The sequence below is a fragment of the Rhodopirellula sp. J20-39 genome (assembly GCF_057365095.1).
Genome location: NZ_CP195123.1, coordinates 3587847 through 3605442, shown reverse-complemented (window position 1 = coordinate 3605442; position 17596 = coordinate 3587847). Strand labels below are relative to the sequence as shown.

Annotated in this window: 15 protein-coding genes; 13 read left to right on the top strand and 2 right to left on the bottom strand. The window is 55.0% G+C overall.

Annotation, left to right across the window (positions count from 1 at the left end; all coding sequences use genetic code 11):
* Nucleotides 1-170: 170 nt before the first annotated feature.
* The 4 genes from ACR3ZL_RS13105 to ACR3ZL_RS13090 all read left to right on the top strand — a co-directional run bounded on the left by ACR3ZL_RS13105 (nt 171) and on the right by ACR3ZL_RS13090 (nt 6980).
* Entirely contained in the window at nt 171-833 is a 663-nt protein-coding gene (locus ACR3ZL_RS13105; protein ID WP_473652697.1) for a sigma-70 family RNA polymerase sigma factor, read from the top strand.
* The gene (locus tag ACR3ZL_RS13100; RefSeq protein WP_486173527.1) at nt 830-3247 is read left to right on the top strand and encodes a protein kinase domain-containing protein; all 2418 of its coding nucleotides are present in this window, start codon (nt 830-832) and stop codon (nt 3245-3247) included. Before ACR3ZL_RS13105 ends, ACR3ZL_RS13100 begins: the two co-directional genes overlap by 4 nt.
* Nucleotides 3248-3306: 59 nt before the next feature.
* Nucleotides 3307-4878 carry a hypothetical protein gene (locus ACR3ZL_RS13095; protein WP_473652700.1) on the top strand — a complete coding sequence of 524 codons (1572 nt, stop codon included), beginning with the start codon at nt 3307-3309 and terminating at the stop codon, nt 4876-4878.
* 164 nt (nt 4879-5042) lie between these two features.
* A complete protein-coding gene (locus ACR3ZL_RS13090; protein ID WP_473652702.1) occupies nt 5043-6980 on the top strand; it encodes a dockerin type I domain-containing protein in 1938 nt (645 codons plus the stop codon).
* Nucleotides 6981-7313: 333 nt separating this feature from the next.
* Here ACR3ZL_RS13090 and ACR3ZL_RS13085 read toward each other — a convergent pair whose 3' ends face one another.
* Complete coding sequence (locus ACR3ZL_RS13085; protein WP_473652704.1) at nt 7314-9239, bottom strand: glucosamine-6-phosphate deaminase; 1926 nt, start codon at nt 9237-9239, stop codon at nt 7314-7316.
* Nucleotides 9240-9253: 14 nt separating this feature from the next.
* Nucleotides 9254-10378: an ROK family protein gene (locus tag ACR3ZL_RS13080; RefSeq protein WP_473652705.1), complete on the bottom strand. Its 1125-nt coding sequence runs from the start codon at nt 10376-10378 to the stop codon at nt 9254-9256.
* A gap of 552 nt (nt 10379-10930) precedes the next feature.
* Between ACR3ZL_RS13080 and ACR3ZL_RS13075 the strand changes: the two genes are divergently transcribed.
* The 9 genes from ACR3ZL_RS13075 (at nt 10931) to ACR3ZL_RS13035 (ending at nt 17490) form a co-directional block, all read left to right on the top strand.
* Nucleotides 10931-11362: a hypothetical protein gene (locus ACR3ZL_RS13075; protein ID WP_486173526.1), complete on the top strand. Its 432-nt coding sequence runs from the start codon at nt 10931-10933 to the stop codon at nt 11360-11362.
* A 139-nt stretch (nt 11363-11501) separates the two neighbouring features.
* Entirely contained in the window at nt 11502-11996 is a 495-nt protein-coding gene (locus ACR3ZL_RS13070; protein ID WP_473652707.1) for a hypothetical protein, read from the top strand.
* 61 nt (nt 11997-12057) lie between these two features.
* Nucleotides 12058-12360 carry a hypothetical protein gene (locus tag ACR3ZL_RS13065; protein WP_473652708.1) on the top strand — a complete coding sequence of 101 codons (303 nt, stop codon included), beginning with the start codon at nt 12058-12060 and terminating at the stop codon, nt 12358-12360.
* A gap of 48 nt (nt 12361-12408) precedes the next feature.
* Nucleotides 12409-12540 (top strand): hypothetical protein, encoded by a 132-nt coding sequence (locus ACR3ZL_RS13060; protein WP_473652709.1) that lies wholly within the window; start codon nt 12409-12411, stop codon nt 12538-12540.
* Nucleotides 12541-13110: 570 nt separating this feature from the next.
* On the top strand, nt 13111-14208 hold the full coding sequence (locus ACR3ZL_RS13055; protein ID WP_473652710.1) for a helix-turn-helix domain-containing protein: 1098 nt from the start codon (nt 13111-13113) through the stop codon (nt 14206-14208).
* Nucleotides 14209-14544: 336 nt separating this feature from the next.
* Nucleotides 14545-15045, top strand: coding sequence for a hypothetical protein (locus ACR3ZL_RS13050; RefSeq protein ID WP_473652711.1), 501 nt, complete (start codon nt 14545-14547; stop codon nt 15043-15045).
* Between the two features lie 303 nt (nt 15046-15348).
* A complete protein-coding gene (locus tag ACR3ZL_RS13045; protein WP_473652712.1) occupies nt 15349-15786 on the top strand; it encodes a hypothetical protein in 438 nt (145 codons plus the stop codon).
* A gap of 84 nt (nt 15787-15870) precedes the next feature.
* Nucleotides 15871-16815 (top strand): 5'-nucleotidase, encoded by a 945-nt coding sequence (locus ACR3ZL_RS13040; RefSeq protein ID WP_473652713.1) that lies wholly within the window; start codon nt 15871-15873, stop codon nt 16813-16815.
* Nucleotides 16816-17007: 192 nt separating this feature from the next.
* Nucleotides 17008-17490: a hypothetical protein gene (locus tag ACR3ZL_RS13035; protein ID WP_473652714.1), complete on the top strand. Its 483-nt coding sequence runs from the start codon at nt 17008-17010 to the stop codon at nt 17488-17490.
* The last annotated feature ends 106 nt before the right edge of the window (nt 17491-17596 follow it).

Below are 17596 nucleotides of genomic sequence, written 5' to 3'. Positions count from 1 at the left end.
CCCGGATTTGCCAGCAGAAACTTTCGTTGACCGGCGAACTGCCGTGCGAAACACACCCTTTTGCAATCAACTGCCGATATATTCCAGTTTTTCGCGTGACGATTCCCGCACGACGATGTCCATCGGTATCAGAGATTGTGTCGACATCGCACGAACGAGGACAGCACAGATTGATTGAACCGTCTGAACAAATGAACTATGCCCAAGTGGACAGCCTGCTCGCCGCAGCCAAAAACGGCGACGCGGCCGCGCTGAGCACACTGTTCTCACTGTACCAAAACTACATCCGATTGCTCGCTGCGGCTCAAATCCGCGGACGATTGCGGGTGCGTGCCAGCGAGTCCGATGTGGCTCAAGAAACGTTCCTGAACGCGACTCGCGGATTTGGCGAATTTCGCGGGAACACCGGCGGCGAGTTCGTCACTTGGCTACGATCCATCCTCACCCGTCGTATTCAATACTTGGTTCAACAAAATGTAACCGCTCAAACACGCGACGTCCGTCGTGAAGTTTCCTTGGAAACCGTCGGTCGCTGGCTCGATCAATCCTCCGTCCGTATCGAAACCGTTTTGATGGCCGAAGACGCCTCGCCCGGCACCCGATTGCAAAACCACGAACGCAGTGTTCAGGTGGCGAACGCCCTAGCGCAGTTGAATGCGGACTACCGAGAAGTTCTGATGTTACGAAGCATTGAAGGCCTGGGATTTACCGAAGTCGCCGAGCGGATGCAGCGGTCCCACGGCGCCGTGCGAATGCTGTGGTTGCGGGCCGTCGAATCACTACGAGACAGCCTCAACGAGCAAGACAATTCTCAACAACAGGACGAGTCATGAATACCGGACTCCTCTCAACCCGCCGACTCGATCACGACCACGCTACAACGGAACCCACGCAATCCGACGAACGAACGCTCGAGCTTCTCGATGACTACTTGCATCGACGACAACACGGCACGATTACCCGAGACGAATTCATCACCGAGTGCCAACGTCGCAAGGTCGATCCATCGATCACTGATCGACTTCCTGGCCTGTTAGCCAGCCTCGATGCCCTCCATGGATTTGCACCAGAACTCTCGGCACCGGAACTCTCGGCAATGCCCGCGGAGCCCGTCTGGGAAAATCTCGCCTCTCAAACCCTCGGCGACTTTGAAATCCGGCGTGAAGTCGGCCGCGGAGGCATGGGGATTGTCTACCAAGCACGGCAAATCTCGCTGGACCGCATTGTCGCCTTGAAAGTCCTGCCGCTTTCGATCGTGCTGGACAAACAACAAATCGCCCGCTTCATGATCGAAGCACAAACGGCAGGCGGTCTGAACCATCCCAACATCGTGCCAATCTATGGCGTCGGTTTGGAAGGCGGCATCCACTGTTACAGCATGCCGCTGATCGATGGACAATCTCTCGATCAAATCATCTTTGACCGTACCGTCGATGTCGAACAAGTCATTCGCTGGATGCTCCAAGCGGCCGATGCGATCGAGCACGCGCATCAATACGGCGTCATTCATCGTGACATCAAACCATCGAACCTGATCGTCGACCGCGACAACAAATTGTGGGTCACCGACTTTGGACTCGCCCGCTATCGCCGGACCCAACCTGACGAAAGTGAATGCGACGACCGCATCAACGGCGAATCCGTCGGCAAAGACGCCTGTCGCCGCAAGACAGACACGACCGACGCCAGCGGACTGACCCGAAGTGGCCAAATCGTGGGCACGTACCGCTACATGAGCCCCGAGCAAGCGAACGGCAATCCGTCCTTGGCCGATCACCGGAGTGATCTCTATTCCCTCGGCGTCACGCTACACGAAATGCTAACGGCCGAACGATTCAGCCCGAGTCAGCAATCCAATATCCGGTCGCGCAACCCGCAAGTCTCACGCGATCTTCAAACCGTGCTCTTCAAAACACTCGCCCATGATCCCACCGATCGCTACCAATCCGTCGAACTCTTCGCCGACGATCTTCGTCGCTTGCTTGAATCACGGCCGGTCCTAGCCCGCCGCCCAACGTTAGCCGATCGAGCGACCAAATGGACACTCCGTCACCGCCGGGTTGTCGCTAGCATCGCCGCGTTGGTGTTGCTCGCCTTCGTCGTCTCGCTGGTCACCGCCACACGATTCGCTCAACAGAAATCCGCACTCCAATCGGCTCTAACCCAAGCCGACCGAAACCTGCTCATCGCCGACCGCAACTTCAAACAAGCCGAAGCCAACTTCCAACAAACCCGAGAAGTTCTCGACCACTTCGGACTGATGGCAGCCGAACAACTTCGCGGCGTCGCAGGAGCAGAATCGCTCCGTGAGGAGTTGGTCCGGGACCTACTGACATACTACGAAAACTTTGCCGACCAAGCCGACTCCGCCGACGACCTGCAACACGAACTCGCTCAAACCCATCTGCGGGCGGCAAAGATCATCGAAGAAATCGGAGCAACGCACAAAGCACTTGCAGCCTACCAACGAGCATCCGGCATTCTTCAAAAACTACCGCCTTCATCCGAAAAAGAGCTCGACCTAGCCCTGTGCGAAAATTGCATCGCGATGCTGCACGCTCAACATGAAAACCACTCGCAAGCCGAAACGATCTACCGGACCGCCATCACACGCTTAACGCGGCTAGACCAACCCGAAACACTTGCCACCGTGCGAGGCAATCTTGGGCTGCTGTTGTCATCACTCGATCGTAAAGACGAAGCTCAAAGCGAATTGAAACTCGCCATCGAGACGCTCGCAAGCACCGAAAACGATCAAGCATCCCACGCCACCACAACGGCGATGCTTTGGAACAATCTGGGCCACCTCGTTCAAGACGACGACCTACATCAATCGCTGGTGCTGAATCAAAAAGCGATCCAGGCCTTACGCGAAGCGTTACGTGTTAAGCCTTCCGATCTCGAAGCCCGACGGGCACTCGCGTTCAGCCTCAGCAACCAAGCCGCACTCCTTTCCCGGCTAGATCGTGACGACGATGCGATTACCACGTATCAGGAATCAATCGAGCGATTCAACGAACTCGTGGAAGACTCGCCCATGGCGGTCCGCTACGCGGAAGAACTTGCAATCACATGCAACAACTTGGGGCGTCTCCTTCATCAACAACGCCGCGACTTGGAAGCTCGCCACGCGATGACACAAGCGAAGAGCCTGATGCAATCGCTCGTCAAACGTCGCCCCCACGAAACGAAATACCAAGTCGCACTCGCCAGTATGCAGATCAACCTCGATAGGCTTTCTCCATGAGTCTTTTCCATACAAATTCCCGCACTGTGAATCGGAACCGTTCTCTTCGCTTTGAAAGAATGGAACCACGAATCGCGCTGACGGCCAACACGGAGATGTTGCTTGCGAATCTACAGGAAGCCGCCGCCGACCAAAACATTGACCCGGCCATGATTCGAGAGCTTCTCGATTTGTTCAACTCGGCAGCCGACCGGTCATCGTCAACCAACGGTTCTGCTCTAGACAGCCAGCCCGATACGGCCCCACCACAAACCGCTATCGGCGACGCTCCCATCGTCAGCCTTCGCGTCGACATCCGTGATTCCCAAAACCAAGCCATTGATACTTTGGAAGCCGGCGGACAGTATGTCGCCAACGTCTTTGTTCAAGACACTCGAGACCTTTCGCAGAACAACAAAACCAGAGGCGGTATCTTCCAAGCTTGGTTGGATCTGGAATTCAGCACCAACCTTCAACCAACCGGTGAAGTTCGTTTGAATGACCAGTTCGTGAGCCTCCAAGTCGACGCCGAACTGGATGCGTCTTCCTTTCGCAATCTCGGTGGCACTCATCAGACCATGGTCTCTTGGGGCGGCGACGAAATCCTTTTGCTCGAAGCCCCCTTCGTCGTCAACAACACCGACGTCCCCACTCACATCGAAGTCCGACCTTCCACTTCGCTCGCTGAGCCAATGCTGCTGTACGGACTGGACACGCCCGTCCCCAATAACAACATTGCGTCGAGCACCTTATCGCTGCCAGAGACAACCAATCCGGATCCGCCTCTAACTCCAAATCCGCCGCTGAATCAACCACAGGTGTCGCCGCCATCTACGGGTTCACCACTCGACTTCAATTCCGATTTCGGTGGAAAAGACTCGTCGTCCTACGATGATGGTCTTCTGCTGGTCACGTTCATCCCATCGATTCACCAAGACCGACTCGACTCCGCGTGGAGGTCCGGACGAAACGAGTGGCTGCGTTCCCAAGACCGAGACATCGCGAAAGAACGCGGCGACGCCTGGCAAGACATTGAGTTGCAAACAGATGAATTGACTCCAACTGATCCAGCAAAACGCCTTCACTCAAAACTCAATTCGAACCCCGATGAAGATGCCCGCTCCGACGACGAAGAAACCGCCGAAGACAAAACGGCAACCAAACGCTCCAAGCACGCAGGATTGTTCTACGACGATTCGTTGTTCCTGAAGGGCGCGGTCGTGGAAACCTTTCAGTCCAAGTTCCGATTGCACCTCCAGGTCTTCGCACCGCGAATGGACACCGATGATGCATCAAGCGAGTCCATCGCCCATGAATCCGGTTCACCGCGACGCAACGGGTTGATCGATATCGCTGAAATCCTGTCGCCCACGACCAATCAGTCCAGCAAACCATGGCGGCATCAAGTCGACGAGGCAATCGTGCACGCCCCAGAACTAGCTAGCCCTGAAGCACCCGACGCTCATACTCACAGGGCGCCCGCAATCGACTGGGGAACCTTGAAACCCTTGCAAACCGATTCGCTCGACCGACCGTCCAAGCCGCCGACCAACCTCGATAGGCAACTTCCAACCGAACACCCACCACTGGCAATGCAGCCGATCGACAAGCATTCGTCCGACACGGATCCACCAGCACCAACAATTCAGTAACCCGTCCGTGCACCCTCGCAAGGAGCCCTTCGTTCCCGCCGCACCCTCCGAAAAAACCTCGTCCACGCGTGACAGATTGCCGCCGAGCATGTCTATCGAGATGGAGTCCCTCAGACCGCCAAGTCCATCCACATAATTGCCAGGCTCAACAGCCCAATCACGCCATGAAAACTCGCCGAGCACGCCTACGTCATGAAACCCTAGAGGCCCGCCATCTGCTCGCGGGTGACGCCGGATTCAGTCCTTGGACGCATCCGATTGAGCCGGCTGACGTGAACGGCGACGGCAACCTGACCGCGCACGACGCGTTGCTGATCATCAACCAACTCAATCAGTCTGATAACGCCCAGCTCGCCGACATCGTCGCGCCGCCTATCCTGGGCCTAACGACTAGCGACACCGCACCTCGCCATTTAGATCCCACCGGTGACGCCGTCGTGACCGCTCGCGACGCTCTCTGGGTCATCAATCGACTGAACGATATTGAGGCCGCTAACGTCCCGGCACTTTCAACGGCGGAAGGCGAACCGTCCATTCCGACCATCGAGTTCAGTTCCGAAACCAGCTTCGCCGGCGACTTCGGACGGGTCAGCGGTGTGTTAAGCCCTAGCAATCTCGTGCAGACGTATCGCTTCGTTGCTACCTATCCTCGCGTCACCATCGACCTGAGTTCCCTCAGCGACGAATCCGCGGTCGTGGTGCAAATCTTGGACAGCGACATGCAACCCATCGCGAGCACACTCAGTTCTCCCGATCGAAAACCATACGAAGGCATCACCGCCACTACCCAGGCCGGCGGCGAGTACTTCGTCAGTGTTGAGTACAACGACGCTTCACAGCAATCCGCTACACCGCCCACCGAGTTCTCCTACGCTCTGTCGGCCTACCAGTTCGAACCGTCGCGATGGTTGCCCTCCACCGGCGACGAAGTCATCACAGTAGGCGGTGATGGAGACCTACCCGATACGATCGCCGAAGCCGTCGACGTCGCCATTCGCACCAACGGTTCCAGCTTCATCCAACATCTCGAAACCAGCGGCGACGTTGACATCATTCGTCTTCCCAACGGGTTGCCCGGCAGCGTCTTCGTATCCGGTCTCGATGGTATCACGTTCGAACTACTGACCGAAGACGGAGATCCTCTACAACGCGATCCAATCAACATCAGCTTGAGGCCCGAGCAAGACTTGGGCTACTTCGCCGCCAATCAACTCGCAACGATCACACAAGATTCGCTATACCTGAAGATCTATTCCACCACCCAAGCGACCGGCAAATACAACGTCAGCGTTCTGCTCGATGGTGGGTCGGAAGACGCCACACCCAATACCGATCCTGATCTTGAGTTGATACTGGATGCCTACGACGCCGACACCGTGAACCAGATCGAGTTCGTTGATGGTGTCGCCACGTACAACCAACAAACCAGTGGCGCCGGACAAGTCGACTTCTATCTCATTCCGTCAAGTGCATTCCCTGGTCAAACGCGACTCGAAGTTTCACTCGAAGCCTCAGATCAAACGGTGATGCAACTGGTTAACCTGACAAGTGAGTTCGCATTATCACAACGCCAAGCTGACTCGCTGACCGCGACCCTGCCGAAGAACACCAGCGACCATGAGCCCCTGATCGCGGTAGCCGTCTGGAACTCCAGTACCGAGGCGTCCTACGATGTGCGATTCGAACTGACCGAGCGATCCAGCTCACCTGAAAGCATCGACCCCGCATTGCTAACAAACGCCCTGGACTTCCCCGTCTATGACCCAGAAATCCCATCCGATTTGGACCGCGAAACCATCACACTCGCAGGTGACCAAACCGTCTTCTATCGCGTTAAAGCCACATCAACACGCACCCGAGCGATTGCCGCGAGCGTAGGAGGCGCCAATCCCGATCTGTTCGAACTGGAAGTCGCGTTCTACGACAGTGAAGGCATCCGAATGGACGGCACTCTTCCCGAGCTAATGGAACGCATCCAAGTCCTACTCGATCGCATGGCAGCCCAAGCCGCATTCGCCGACACCGAAGTCGGCCAAGAAGTCTTCATGCGAATATTCAACCCAATATCCAACCCGATCACCCTACGCCCCTACGTAGCGTAACTTTAAGCCCAAACCCCGCCCAACGAAGTAGGGAGGGGTCGAGCAAAGCCGTTCAGGCGAATGCGAGGGGGAGGGCTCAGCACGGAATCCACACCAATACAACAGCAAACTAGAGACGCACCCTCCCCCTCGCTTCGCTCGACCCCTCCCAGGGGGAGGGGTTTATCAAACAACACGAACCAACACCGAGATTGCAAAACGAAAACCATTGGTTGGCCCCCAAACCCCGCCCGACGAAGTAGGGAGGGGTCGAGCAGAGCCGTTCAGGCGAATGCGAGGGGGAGGGCTCGTGCACTGAATTCCACACCCAAATCAGCCACACCAACAATCCCCCTACAACTCAATCCCAGTCTTCCCATCCCAGCGCACAAACCCCTCAATCGCCGCATACTCCGCAAGCCCCAACTCGTCATAACGCCGCGCCGTATCCGCGTTGCGAGCCTCCGCCCGTTGCCAAAACTCGCGAGCATCGGATCCCGGAAACAACGCACGATCTTTTTGCGATTCATGCTTAAAGATCGCCACCCGTTTCCGCTGCACCTCCGCCGGACTCAGCGGCACCGCCATCTCGATCTGATGCGGAGCCCATTCCTGCCACGCACCACGATAGAACCACACGCCCGACGACGAATACCAATCGTCATCCTGACAACGTAAGCACGATTGCAAGATCACCGACAAACACGTTCGATGCGTCCCGTGCGGGTCCGACAAATCGCCCGCCGCATAGATCTGGTGCGGTTCAATTTCACGCAACAAGTTCATCGTGATCTCAAGATCCGCTTCCGAAATCGGATCCTTCTTCACACGACCCGTTTGATAAAACGGCAAATCCAAAAAGTGCAGTCGATCATCCGGCACACCACAACAACGTGCACCCTCCCGAGCCTCGCTACGACGGATCAGCCCCTTGATGTCCTGCACCGGTTCACTGTCGATCTGGCCAGCCTTCTTGTTTCGCAAAAACGTATCCACGTGATCGCCCAATTCTTCCAACCCCGCCGGCGACAACTTAAACCGCTTACAGAAATCCTCCACAAACTCCGCATACCGAAGCGCGTCCTCATCAAACACCGCGATGTTGCCGGAAGTCTGATACGCGACATGAACCTCGTGCCCCTGGTCCACCAAACGGATCAGCGTCCCGCCCATCGAGATCACATCATCATCCGGATGCGGTGAAAACAAGATGATCCGCTTAGGAAAGATATCATCGCGGTTGCCAGGCCGGTCGCCTGCCTGTTTCGCATGATCAGGCTTCCCGCCCGGCCAGCCCGTGATCGTCGACTGCAAGTGCCGAAAGACGCGCAAGTTGATATCATACGCACTCCCGTGCGCCGCCAACAAATCCTGCAAACCGTGCTCGTTGTAATCCGTATCCGTCAGCTTCAAAATCGCCTTTCCGGTTCCTTCTGAAAGATCGATCACCGCACGCCGAATCGTCTCCGCATCCCACGTCACCTCACCCAACCGCCATGGCGTTTGAATACGAGTCAGGCTTGATGCCGCCGCCTCGTCCAGCAACACCAGCGAATCCGGATGGTCCTGCAAAAACGTTGACGGCACGCTCGCGTTGGAAAATCCCTCCACCGTTCGACTGACAATCGACGCCTTCCCCTCGCCAAAGGCCAACAAAACAATTCGTCGAGCTTCCAAGATTGTGCCAACGCCCATCGTCAACGCATGCCGAGGCACATTTTCGGCCCCAAAAAAATCACTCGCCGCGTCTGTCCGCGTCACCTGGTCCAGTGTGATCATCCGTGTTCGCGAACCCCGATCCGACCCCGGTTCGTTCAGCCCGATATGCCCGGCCCGGTTGATCCCCAACAACTGCAAATCCAATCCACCTGCATCTCGGATCGCCTGTTCATAGTCCTGGCAATGCGTGGCGACCTCCTCGCGAGGCAATGCTCCGTTGAGCATGTGGATTTGCTCCGCCGGGATATCCACATGTTCAAACAGATGCTCTTGCATGAACCGCGATACGCTTTGCAGCTCATTGGGCTGCATCGGATAATACTCATCCAAGTTGAACGTCACCACGTTGGCAAACGACAACGACTCCTCCCGGTGCAGCCGCACCAATTCGTTGTAAACGTTCACCGGCGATGAACCGGCCACCAATCCCAACACGCAATGCTGGCCCAGCTCACTGCGTTGCCGGATCAGCGTTGCGATCTCCTGCGCCGCCGCAGCACTGGCGTCCGACGCACGGTCGTAAATGCGACAGGGAATCCGTTCTTGAGCGTGAGCGTTCATCTTAGCAGTTACGATTAAAAGTTGTTTTTCGATTCACGGCGAGCATTCTGTTGCGCGACCAGTGCCGCGCCCACGATACCGGCATCGTTACCCATCGTGGCAAAATCCACAATCATATGTTTGCCAACTTGAACCAAGGTCGTTTGCTGTATCTCCACCTTCACACTGTTCAAGAACCGCGTCCCCAGTTCCGTCCCTGTTCCGCCAAACGTCATCGCCCCGCCCAACAACACCACTGCCGGATCAATCACCTGACCAAGCAAACCAATCGCCTGGCCAAGGTAAGCAGCCGTGTCGTCAATCACCTGTTGGCAAATCACGTCGCCCGTATTGGCATGGTCGGCAAGTTCCCGCGGCGTCGTATCATTCCCCAGCCATTCAGGCACACCGTCGGAACCGGCATGTTTCGCATACGCCGAGTGCAAACGATTCAGAACCCCAGCCGACCCGGCATAAGTTTCCAAGTGACCGCGACTCCCACAAGAACAAAGGATCGCGTCCTGGCCATACCGGATCGCCATATGTCCTAACTCGCCGGCGCAGCCATGGTCACCGCCATGCGGGTAACCGTTAACTACGATCCCACACCCGATCCCCGTTCCCAAAGTGACCAAACATAACGACCGCCGCGCCAACCCCATCTTCGCGTGCTCCGCGAACGCCGCCGCATTGGCATCGTTCACCACCGCCGACGGCCGCCGGCATATATCGACCAAGATTTCCAGCAGAGGACGATCGACCCAACCGGGCAAGTTAACCACCTCACGCAATCGATACGTTTGAGTATCCAGCACACCTGGCACAGCCAAGCCGACACCGGCGAGCCCAAACCGCCGATTCAGGACGCCGTTAATTTGCTCACGAGCAAACTGAAGTGAGTGTTCGAACACCGTCTCCGGCGTTTTCAAAGTCGACGTCTTCACCGCCGACTGCGCGTGGATCTTGCCCGCACCATCGACCAGACCAATCTTGACGAACGAGCCACCGACATCGATGCCCAGAAATACCGGGGACGGGTCTTCGGACGGTGAAACCGCGGCACTCGGCATAACGGATTCCTGTGACAGAACAGCCTCCAGTGAAGAGGTGTCGCCAGATGATGGAACAGGATCCAACGGCGGAACAGATTCAACAGCCATGAGTTGCAATCAGCTTGAAAGGAAAGTGACCACCACACTATAGCCACCGCACTCCAATTCAAGCCAACCCCGCAAACGAGTAATCTGCTTCAAACAATCGCCCCGCGAACAAACGCCGCATATCATGCACATGTCAATTTAGTTGACGACTACCACACCATCCGCAAGATTGGCACCGTCACTAGCGGGGGCAGCTAGTGCTTCGGCTACATTTCATTTTGGGGTTGATCGTAGTGGATGAGGCGACGAATCCCATCCGCTCACCAACCAGACGGGCTCGACCCTTGCCCACTCCCCCCCAAAGTTGAATATGGATGAAACAGCTAGGTTCACAACCCCGCGTGCGTTCGGATAGTTGCTAATCAGCGCAGCCTGCCATGCCGTTGACTCGCACCTTATAGCCACATAGCGGCGATACGTAAGCCTTCCGCATCCTCGAACAGAACACAAAACACTCAACGATCTCTAACCCCCAATCATACGCAAACCCCGCTCAACCTGTTGACGCAGCGCATCGCCACATTCGTTCTCCTACTCGCCGCATCTTGGGTCATGATGACGATCACGCACGAATGCGGCCATATTGTCGGCGGGATGTTTTGCGGAGCAACGCTCATTGATTTCGACCTGGCTCCTTGGCGACTGCCCTACAGTCTCCATTCCCCGGACCCTCATCCGCTGGTCACGCTTTGGGCCGGACCACTGCTCGGTATTGCGATCCCCACATTCTTCGCCTACTTGGTCCAACGTCGCTGGGCTTGGTTTATGGCTGACTTCTGTTTGGTCGCCAACGGTTGCTATCTCGCACTCGCGTGGCTGTCCGGCGATCGGTATCTCGACACCCCACGACTGCTCCAAGCCGGGGCAACTCCCACCGCGATCGTGTTATACTGCGTACTGACCATAGGTATTGGCTACACCCGGTTTCGCTCCGATTGCTCCCACCATTTCTCTCATTCGGAAAAGACGCCGCTCTCTAGTTAACAACACGTTGCACCTGCCAACACCATTTTCGTAGTCGGCCAATCCACACTCCAGGACACACTGGCCGGATTAACAAACTGAAACCATCTCACGCCAAAACAAGCACGAGAATGAGACACCCCGCTACCAACTTTCTCGGATGAGCAACCTCTATCTCTACGAGAGGAAGCAGCGGCGATCTGCAGTGACACTGCTGATCAACATGGCCGTGCTTTTCGCGATGTATCTTGCCGCCCGTCGTTTCCTAGCTCCCGGCGAGGCGACCGATCAACTGTTCTACTGGATCAACATTGCTCTCCCGTTGGTGGAACTCGGACTCCTTGTCGTCGCCGTCAAGTTCTGGCTTCAAAACGAGACATTCAAGGTTGCCGTCGATGGTGAACGCTTTGAAATCTCTGATCCGCTTTCGAAGTCCAGTTCGTTCAATGTCCCGGTCAGTGACATCGTCAAAATCAGCCAAACCCACCAAACACATGCCGACATCAGCACCATCATGATGCACATGAAGTCAGGCGATAAGATTCAAATCACAAAGAACTACCGCTATAACCGACGCAAACTTTACGACGCACTGGCCAAGGCAAACCCCGACATCGAGCTACCCAAGAACGCCTACCGATTTACTCAATCGTGATCTCATCGAGGTTTAAAAAGCACCTGCTCGCTCGCACGATGCTACCCCACTGACACAACGCATGAGTGAACTCTATCGATACGAGAGTCGGCAGCGACGAACCTCGTTGATCTTGCTCCTGAACATGATCGTCTTGCTGGCGATGTATTTAGCAGCACGACGTTTTTTCACCTCAACTGCAGAAGGCGAACAAGTTCTGCTCTGGCTGAACATCGTCACACCGCTAATCGAATTCGGCCTGTTGCTCCTAGCAATCAATTTTTTGGATCCAGAACCGGACCTTCCGCATGGTGGTCACAGAGGAATCTTTCGAAGTCTTCGATCCTCTTTCGCGGACATTCACTTTCTCGGTTCCCGTCGATGAAATTACCGAGATCAAGCAAACGCACCAAGCCGATTTCAGTTCATCGTGATGCAAACCACCGGAGGTGACCTGCACCACATCACGCAAAACTACCACTACGATCGAACCAAGCTCTACGCTGCCCTCTCAAAAACCAACCCCAAGATCCACCTGCCCGAAACCGGCTGGAAACTCAAATAGCCGCAAACGCCCCTCACCGCCCGCCCCCATAAGTGACCAAGTCCCCTCATCCAGCCTCCCGAATCCCAAACCGTAACTTACTGAGGCCCCTCAGTAAGCCCATCACACTCCTGACCGAGAGCCTCAGTCAGCTACAGCGTTTATACTACGAAATCCGGCATCACAAATCACGGCCAGCCGCCCCATCAAATCAGCTCCGCAGGAGCGTCGCCCTCCCTCGTAACTGACCGAGCCTCCTCGTCCAGCAACCGAACCCAACCCGTAGCTTACTGAGGCCCCTCAGTAAGCCCATCACAAACCTGACCGAGAGCCTCGGTCAGCTACAGCGTTTTACTACGAAATCGGGCGTCACAAATCACGGCCAGCCGCCCCATCAAATCGGCTCCGCAGGAGCGTCGCCCTCCCAAATTCTGATAAAAGCACCTTCCTCCCGCAATCACCTAAACCGGTAGCGTCCCACGCACCTTCCCCGGGAGCGAGAGGCTCCTGCCGAACGACAAAGGCAAAGACGGCTTGCAAGGATGCACCCTCAAGTCTTCCAAGTCGTTGGAAATTATTGAGGAGTGCATTTTGACCTACATCAAACAACAGCTTTTCAGTGAAGGCTTCGTTGAGCGACTTTGTGTCAAGGCAAACGAGTATCAGCAACTGGAGGCCGCCAAGCCACCAGTCGATACAGCAAAGCTTGCCCGTGCGATCAAATCGCTAGCCGCGAAGTTAGCTCGCAACGCAGACCGATTGGCCGAGATGGGCGATGGCGTCGCAGCGGACTGCTTGTTGGCGAAGATTCAAGAGGAAGAGCTGGAGCTTGCCGAAAAGAAGTCGGAGCTAGCTCGTACGGAGAAAACGAACTTCCGGCCAGAGAAGATCGACGTCGAAACGATAAACGGGTTTCTAGAGGATCTTCGCGGACTGTTGGACGGGGATCTGGTTAAGGCTCATGACGTCTTATCGAAGATGATTGGACAAGTGAATGTTTCGATTGGCGAAAAACAGGGACGCACTCGTACATGGCGAGCTCGTATCAACCTGAATCCCGTCCCGGCCTTAGTGGTGATTGGTCGTTCGAAAGATTGTCCAACCACACACTCATTGGAGTACCTCCAAGAGTGTCTTTGGACAATGGGTCAGGAAGCCGATCTCACGATCAAAGAGTTCCCCAATTACCAGCGAATTGCGGCAGAAGCGAAGGAAATGCACCAGGCTGGCTCATCAATCAACAGCATCGCCGTCGCCTTGGAGATTGATCCTTCGACCGTCAAGCAGGCGATCGAATGGGGGGCAAAGAACGATACCAACTTCATTCCTCGCGCCGACTACAGCGTCCGGCGAAACCTCGCAACCAACAAGACGGCGAAGATCGGCCCCGAAGTCGCGAAGTTGAAAGACCAGAAAGGACTCTCTTTCAGTGAGATTGCAACGAACCTCGGCACAACTGCTGGTACGGCCTCTCGAGCCTACAAGCAGTTCCACTCAGAGAAGAACTACAACGCAGTCAGCAAGGGCGAGAAATTCGATACGGGCCCGGCACGTCGCAAAATTTCCGAGGAACAGATCAACCAGATCCGCCACCTGCTCGAAGAGGACAAGCTCAGCAAACGAGCGATCGCCCGTCAGGTAGGTGTGACTCCCTGGACCGTACGCCATGAGGTCAAACGCATGTCCTAAGCATAGCGTTCCCGTCGCCGGTACAAGAATCAGGGCGTCTTTGTGAGCGTCGTGTTTGGCGTTTAGTGGCTGGAACGTTGTGGCGAATTCATCCTCGCCCCATTTAAGCCGCCCTAAAGCGGTTGCTTCAAAATATGACCAGCGCGCCAAAATGCTAAATCACTCGCACCACTAAACGGGTGGACATCGACACGCCCTCCCCCTCTACTAGCGAAGGTTGGCGAGGGTAACCGAAATGCTATCGCCGGTCATCCTGCGATAATATCCCCGGATTCAACTTATCACCGTCCCCAACTGGTGAGAATTACTTGGTTCGGCTAAACATGAAGACCACCCATGTACAAAATGACAGACAAGTTAATCGTCAGCGAGAATTGGCGATGGGACGAGGATACCGACAAGCTCATCGATCTTAGCACTGAGCCTCCGACCCATCATCCCGCCTCATCCTTCGACGCCAAAGTAGGTGTATATGAGGCCCGCGTACGAGAGTGGTTCCTCGACGTCGCTCAGGCTCAGGTGGCGAACGGTCAGTCTCCCGCGGATTATGCGGCAGTGTCAATCGGTCTGGCGTACATCGAAGGCGTTGAGCAGTACCGTCAAGGCAAAGATACGCCACAGAGCAAGGCGGGAAACTGGTTCAGGACGAGCGCAAAACGAATTTTCCCCAAGACGCCAACAGACGGAATAGAACGACTTTGGAAAGAAGGTCGTTGTGGACTCTTTCACTGCGGATTCACCAACGTCGGACGTATTTATCGCACGACTTCAGAAAGGCAATTGCAATCCAGCAGGACGACTTGCGGATCAATCCTTCCCGATTCATCAAGGCAGTAGCCTCTGATTTTTCGGCCTATGTGAACAAGCTACGCGCATCGAAAAATGTGGACCTACGACGTCGTTTTGAGAAACTTTGGGACTACAGATGGGAGCGTTCGTAGATCGCCGAACCAAGCGTTGCAGGCGAGCGATCGGCAACACCGGAATAGCAATCACCGTGCAACGCGTCCGCCGCGGGAGCGAGGCCGTTATCCGGCTTGGAATTCCCTCTAGATTACGCGTTCTCCATGCCTTGTGAACTTGCCCGGCAACTCAACGCAAGGCTGTCTCTGGATATTACACTCATCAAGGAAATCAACGTTGTCTGATACCGTCGCGGCTTCTTTAATCACCGTAATCGGCATGCTCAGTGTCTCGATCGCAGCCTCGGTAACGCAGTACAAAATTGCGAATGCTTTAGAGCGTCGTGACCGTGGGTTAGCATTAACCCAAGCAATGCGAGAGCGGCAGGAGAAGCGTTTTGAATATGTTATGGAACGTGTTGCGGAACTACTAGTACTGATCGATCCTGACGATCCATCACCAGCGCCTGCTGGCAGTATTGCCGCGTCACTTCTTTCAATCCAGCTTCATTTAGACACCACAGACGAAATTGAACGCACGCTGCATGATCGTCTAACCTCTTTGGGGATGTCATCAAAGTCGGATGACGTACGCGTAAAGCTCGCGGCAAGTAACAGTGTTATCGTTGCAACTCAAAAATTCTCGGCTGACTATTATCGGTTGCGGGACCTATAGTCTATTTTTATCGCTGCGGACAACTACGGCGATGCACCAGAGTAATATGCTTTCCGCTAATCTCCCCTCCTGCGAATCACCTGAATGCCTTACGAGCTTGATAATCGATTAGTCGTTGGGGTTGCATCCAGCGCGGTGTTTGACCTGTCCGAATCTGACGAAGTGTTTCGCCGGGAGGGAGAAGAGAAGTATCGCGAGTTCCAAGAGCGGAACTTGAATACTCCGCTCGACAAGGGAATCGCGTTTTCCTTCGTTCGGCGACTCCTAAGCCTGAACGACCTCAGTGCTGATCCAGTAAATGATCCACTGATCGAGGTGGTGCTTCTTTCACGCAACGATCCTGACACCGGTCTACGCGTAATGAAGTCGATTTCACATCACTTCCTGAAAATGACTCGGGCAGTCTTCATGCAGGGTAAATCGCCGATCGAATATATACCTGCACTCAATATCTCGCTCTTTCTTTCTGCCAATGAAGAAGATGTTAAAAACGCGATCGCTCGGAAGCATCCGGCCGGGCAAGTATTGAATTCGGCGGTGGTTGACGACGACTGCGACAATGAGCTTCGTATTGCATTTGACTTCGATGGCGTCCTAGCTGATGACGAGTCCGAATCTGTGATGCAAACCAAGAACCTTGAGGAGTTTCATTCTCATGAAGTCAAGAACCTAGCTCTGCCCCACAATCCCGGGCCGCTGAAGGAGTTTCTTATTCGGATAGCAAAAATCCAATCCGCCGAAGAGTCAAGGCGGAGGCAGCAACCCGATTATGTCAATAGACTTCGAGTGTCGCTCGTCACTGCTCGGAATGCCCCCTCGCATGAAAGAGCCATCGGGACGCTAAAAGACTGGGGCGTCATGCCAAACGATGCCTTTTTTCTCGGCGGCATTGAGAAAAAGCGGGTTTTGGAAGTTTTGAAACCGCACATCTTTTTCGACGATCAATCCGCACACCTTGTCAAAGCCGCAACGGTCGTACCTTCCGTGCACATACCGTTTGGCGTAACAAATCTCGCGAAGGAAAATTGATAACGAGCCTGCATACCCTACACCGAGTATCTCGGTCGCCCGTCGTTTTTCCGACGGGCATTCCTTGGTGCTGTTTCAGGGGCAACATGCTGCTGACGCGACCTAACCTAGATCCTTAAGAACAACAACCTTGTTCGCGTACCGAGACCAAACGTTCCCATCAGAATTCTCCACACTGACTAGGCAACCCGTATGGCACACCTCCACCAAGTAATGATCGAGAACGGGCTGTATGCTAACGCCAGCATCAAGGTGGTTCGGCACGCAGACAATCGCGAGGGGATGGATGTCTTCGCACTTGAGCGTGACGGATGGCTTGAGACATATCAGAGCTATCAAGCAACCCGCATCTTCGACTGTGATTACATCGTGGTTTACATCGGTGAGGGCAAACTGGACACGCGGTTCATCGGCGTCTATCGCATTATCGATGCCCCGAAGCCGACCCCGCTTGGATTACTCCCCCAAGGCTTCCCGCACCAGAACTTTGATAATCCCGGCGTCTATTACTACGCGATGGAACGCTGCGATGACTTTGACTACCTCAACACTTACTCGCTCGAGTGGAATGCCTTGCCCAAGAATTGGCACCTTTGGTTGGCGAGAGAAGGTAAGTGCGAACGAGAAATGATTGTTCAGTTTAAGGGGATCCCGACATCACCTCAAAGCGACTGAAGAACAGCGTGCCTGTGGAGACAGTGTGTATATCGCCATACGCTTTGCCTTTCACTACACGTTGAACAATACAAGCCAAACAGACGGTCATCAGTGGCGAGCCGTA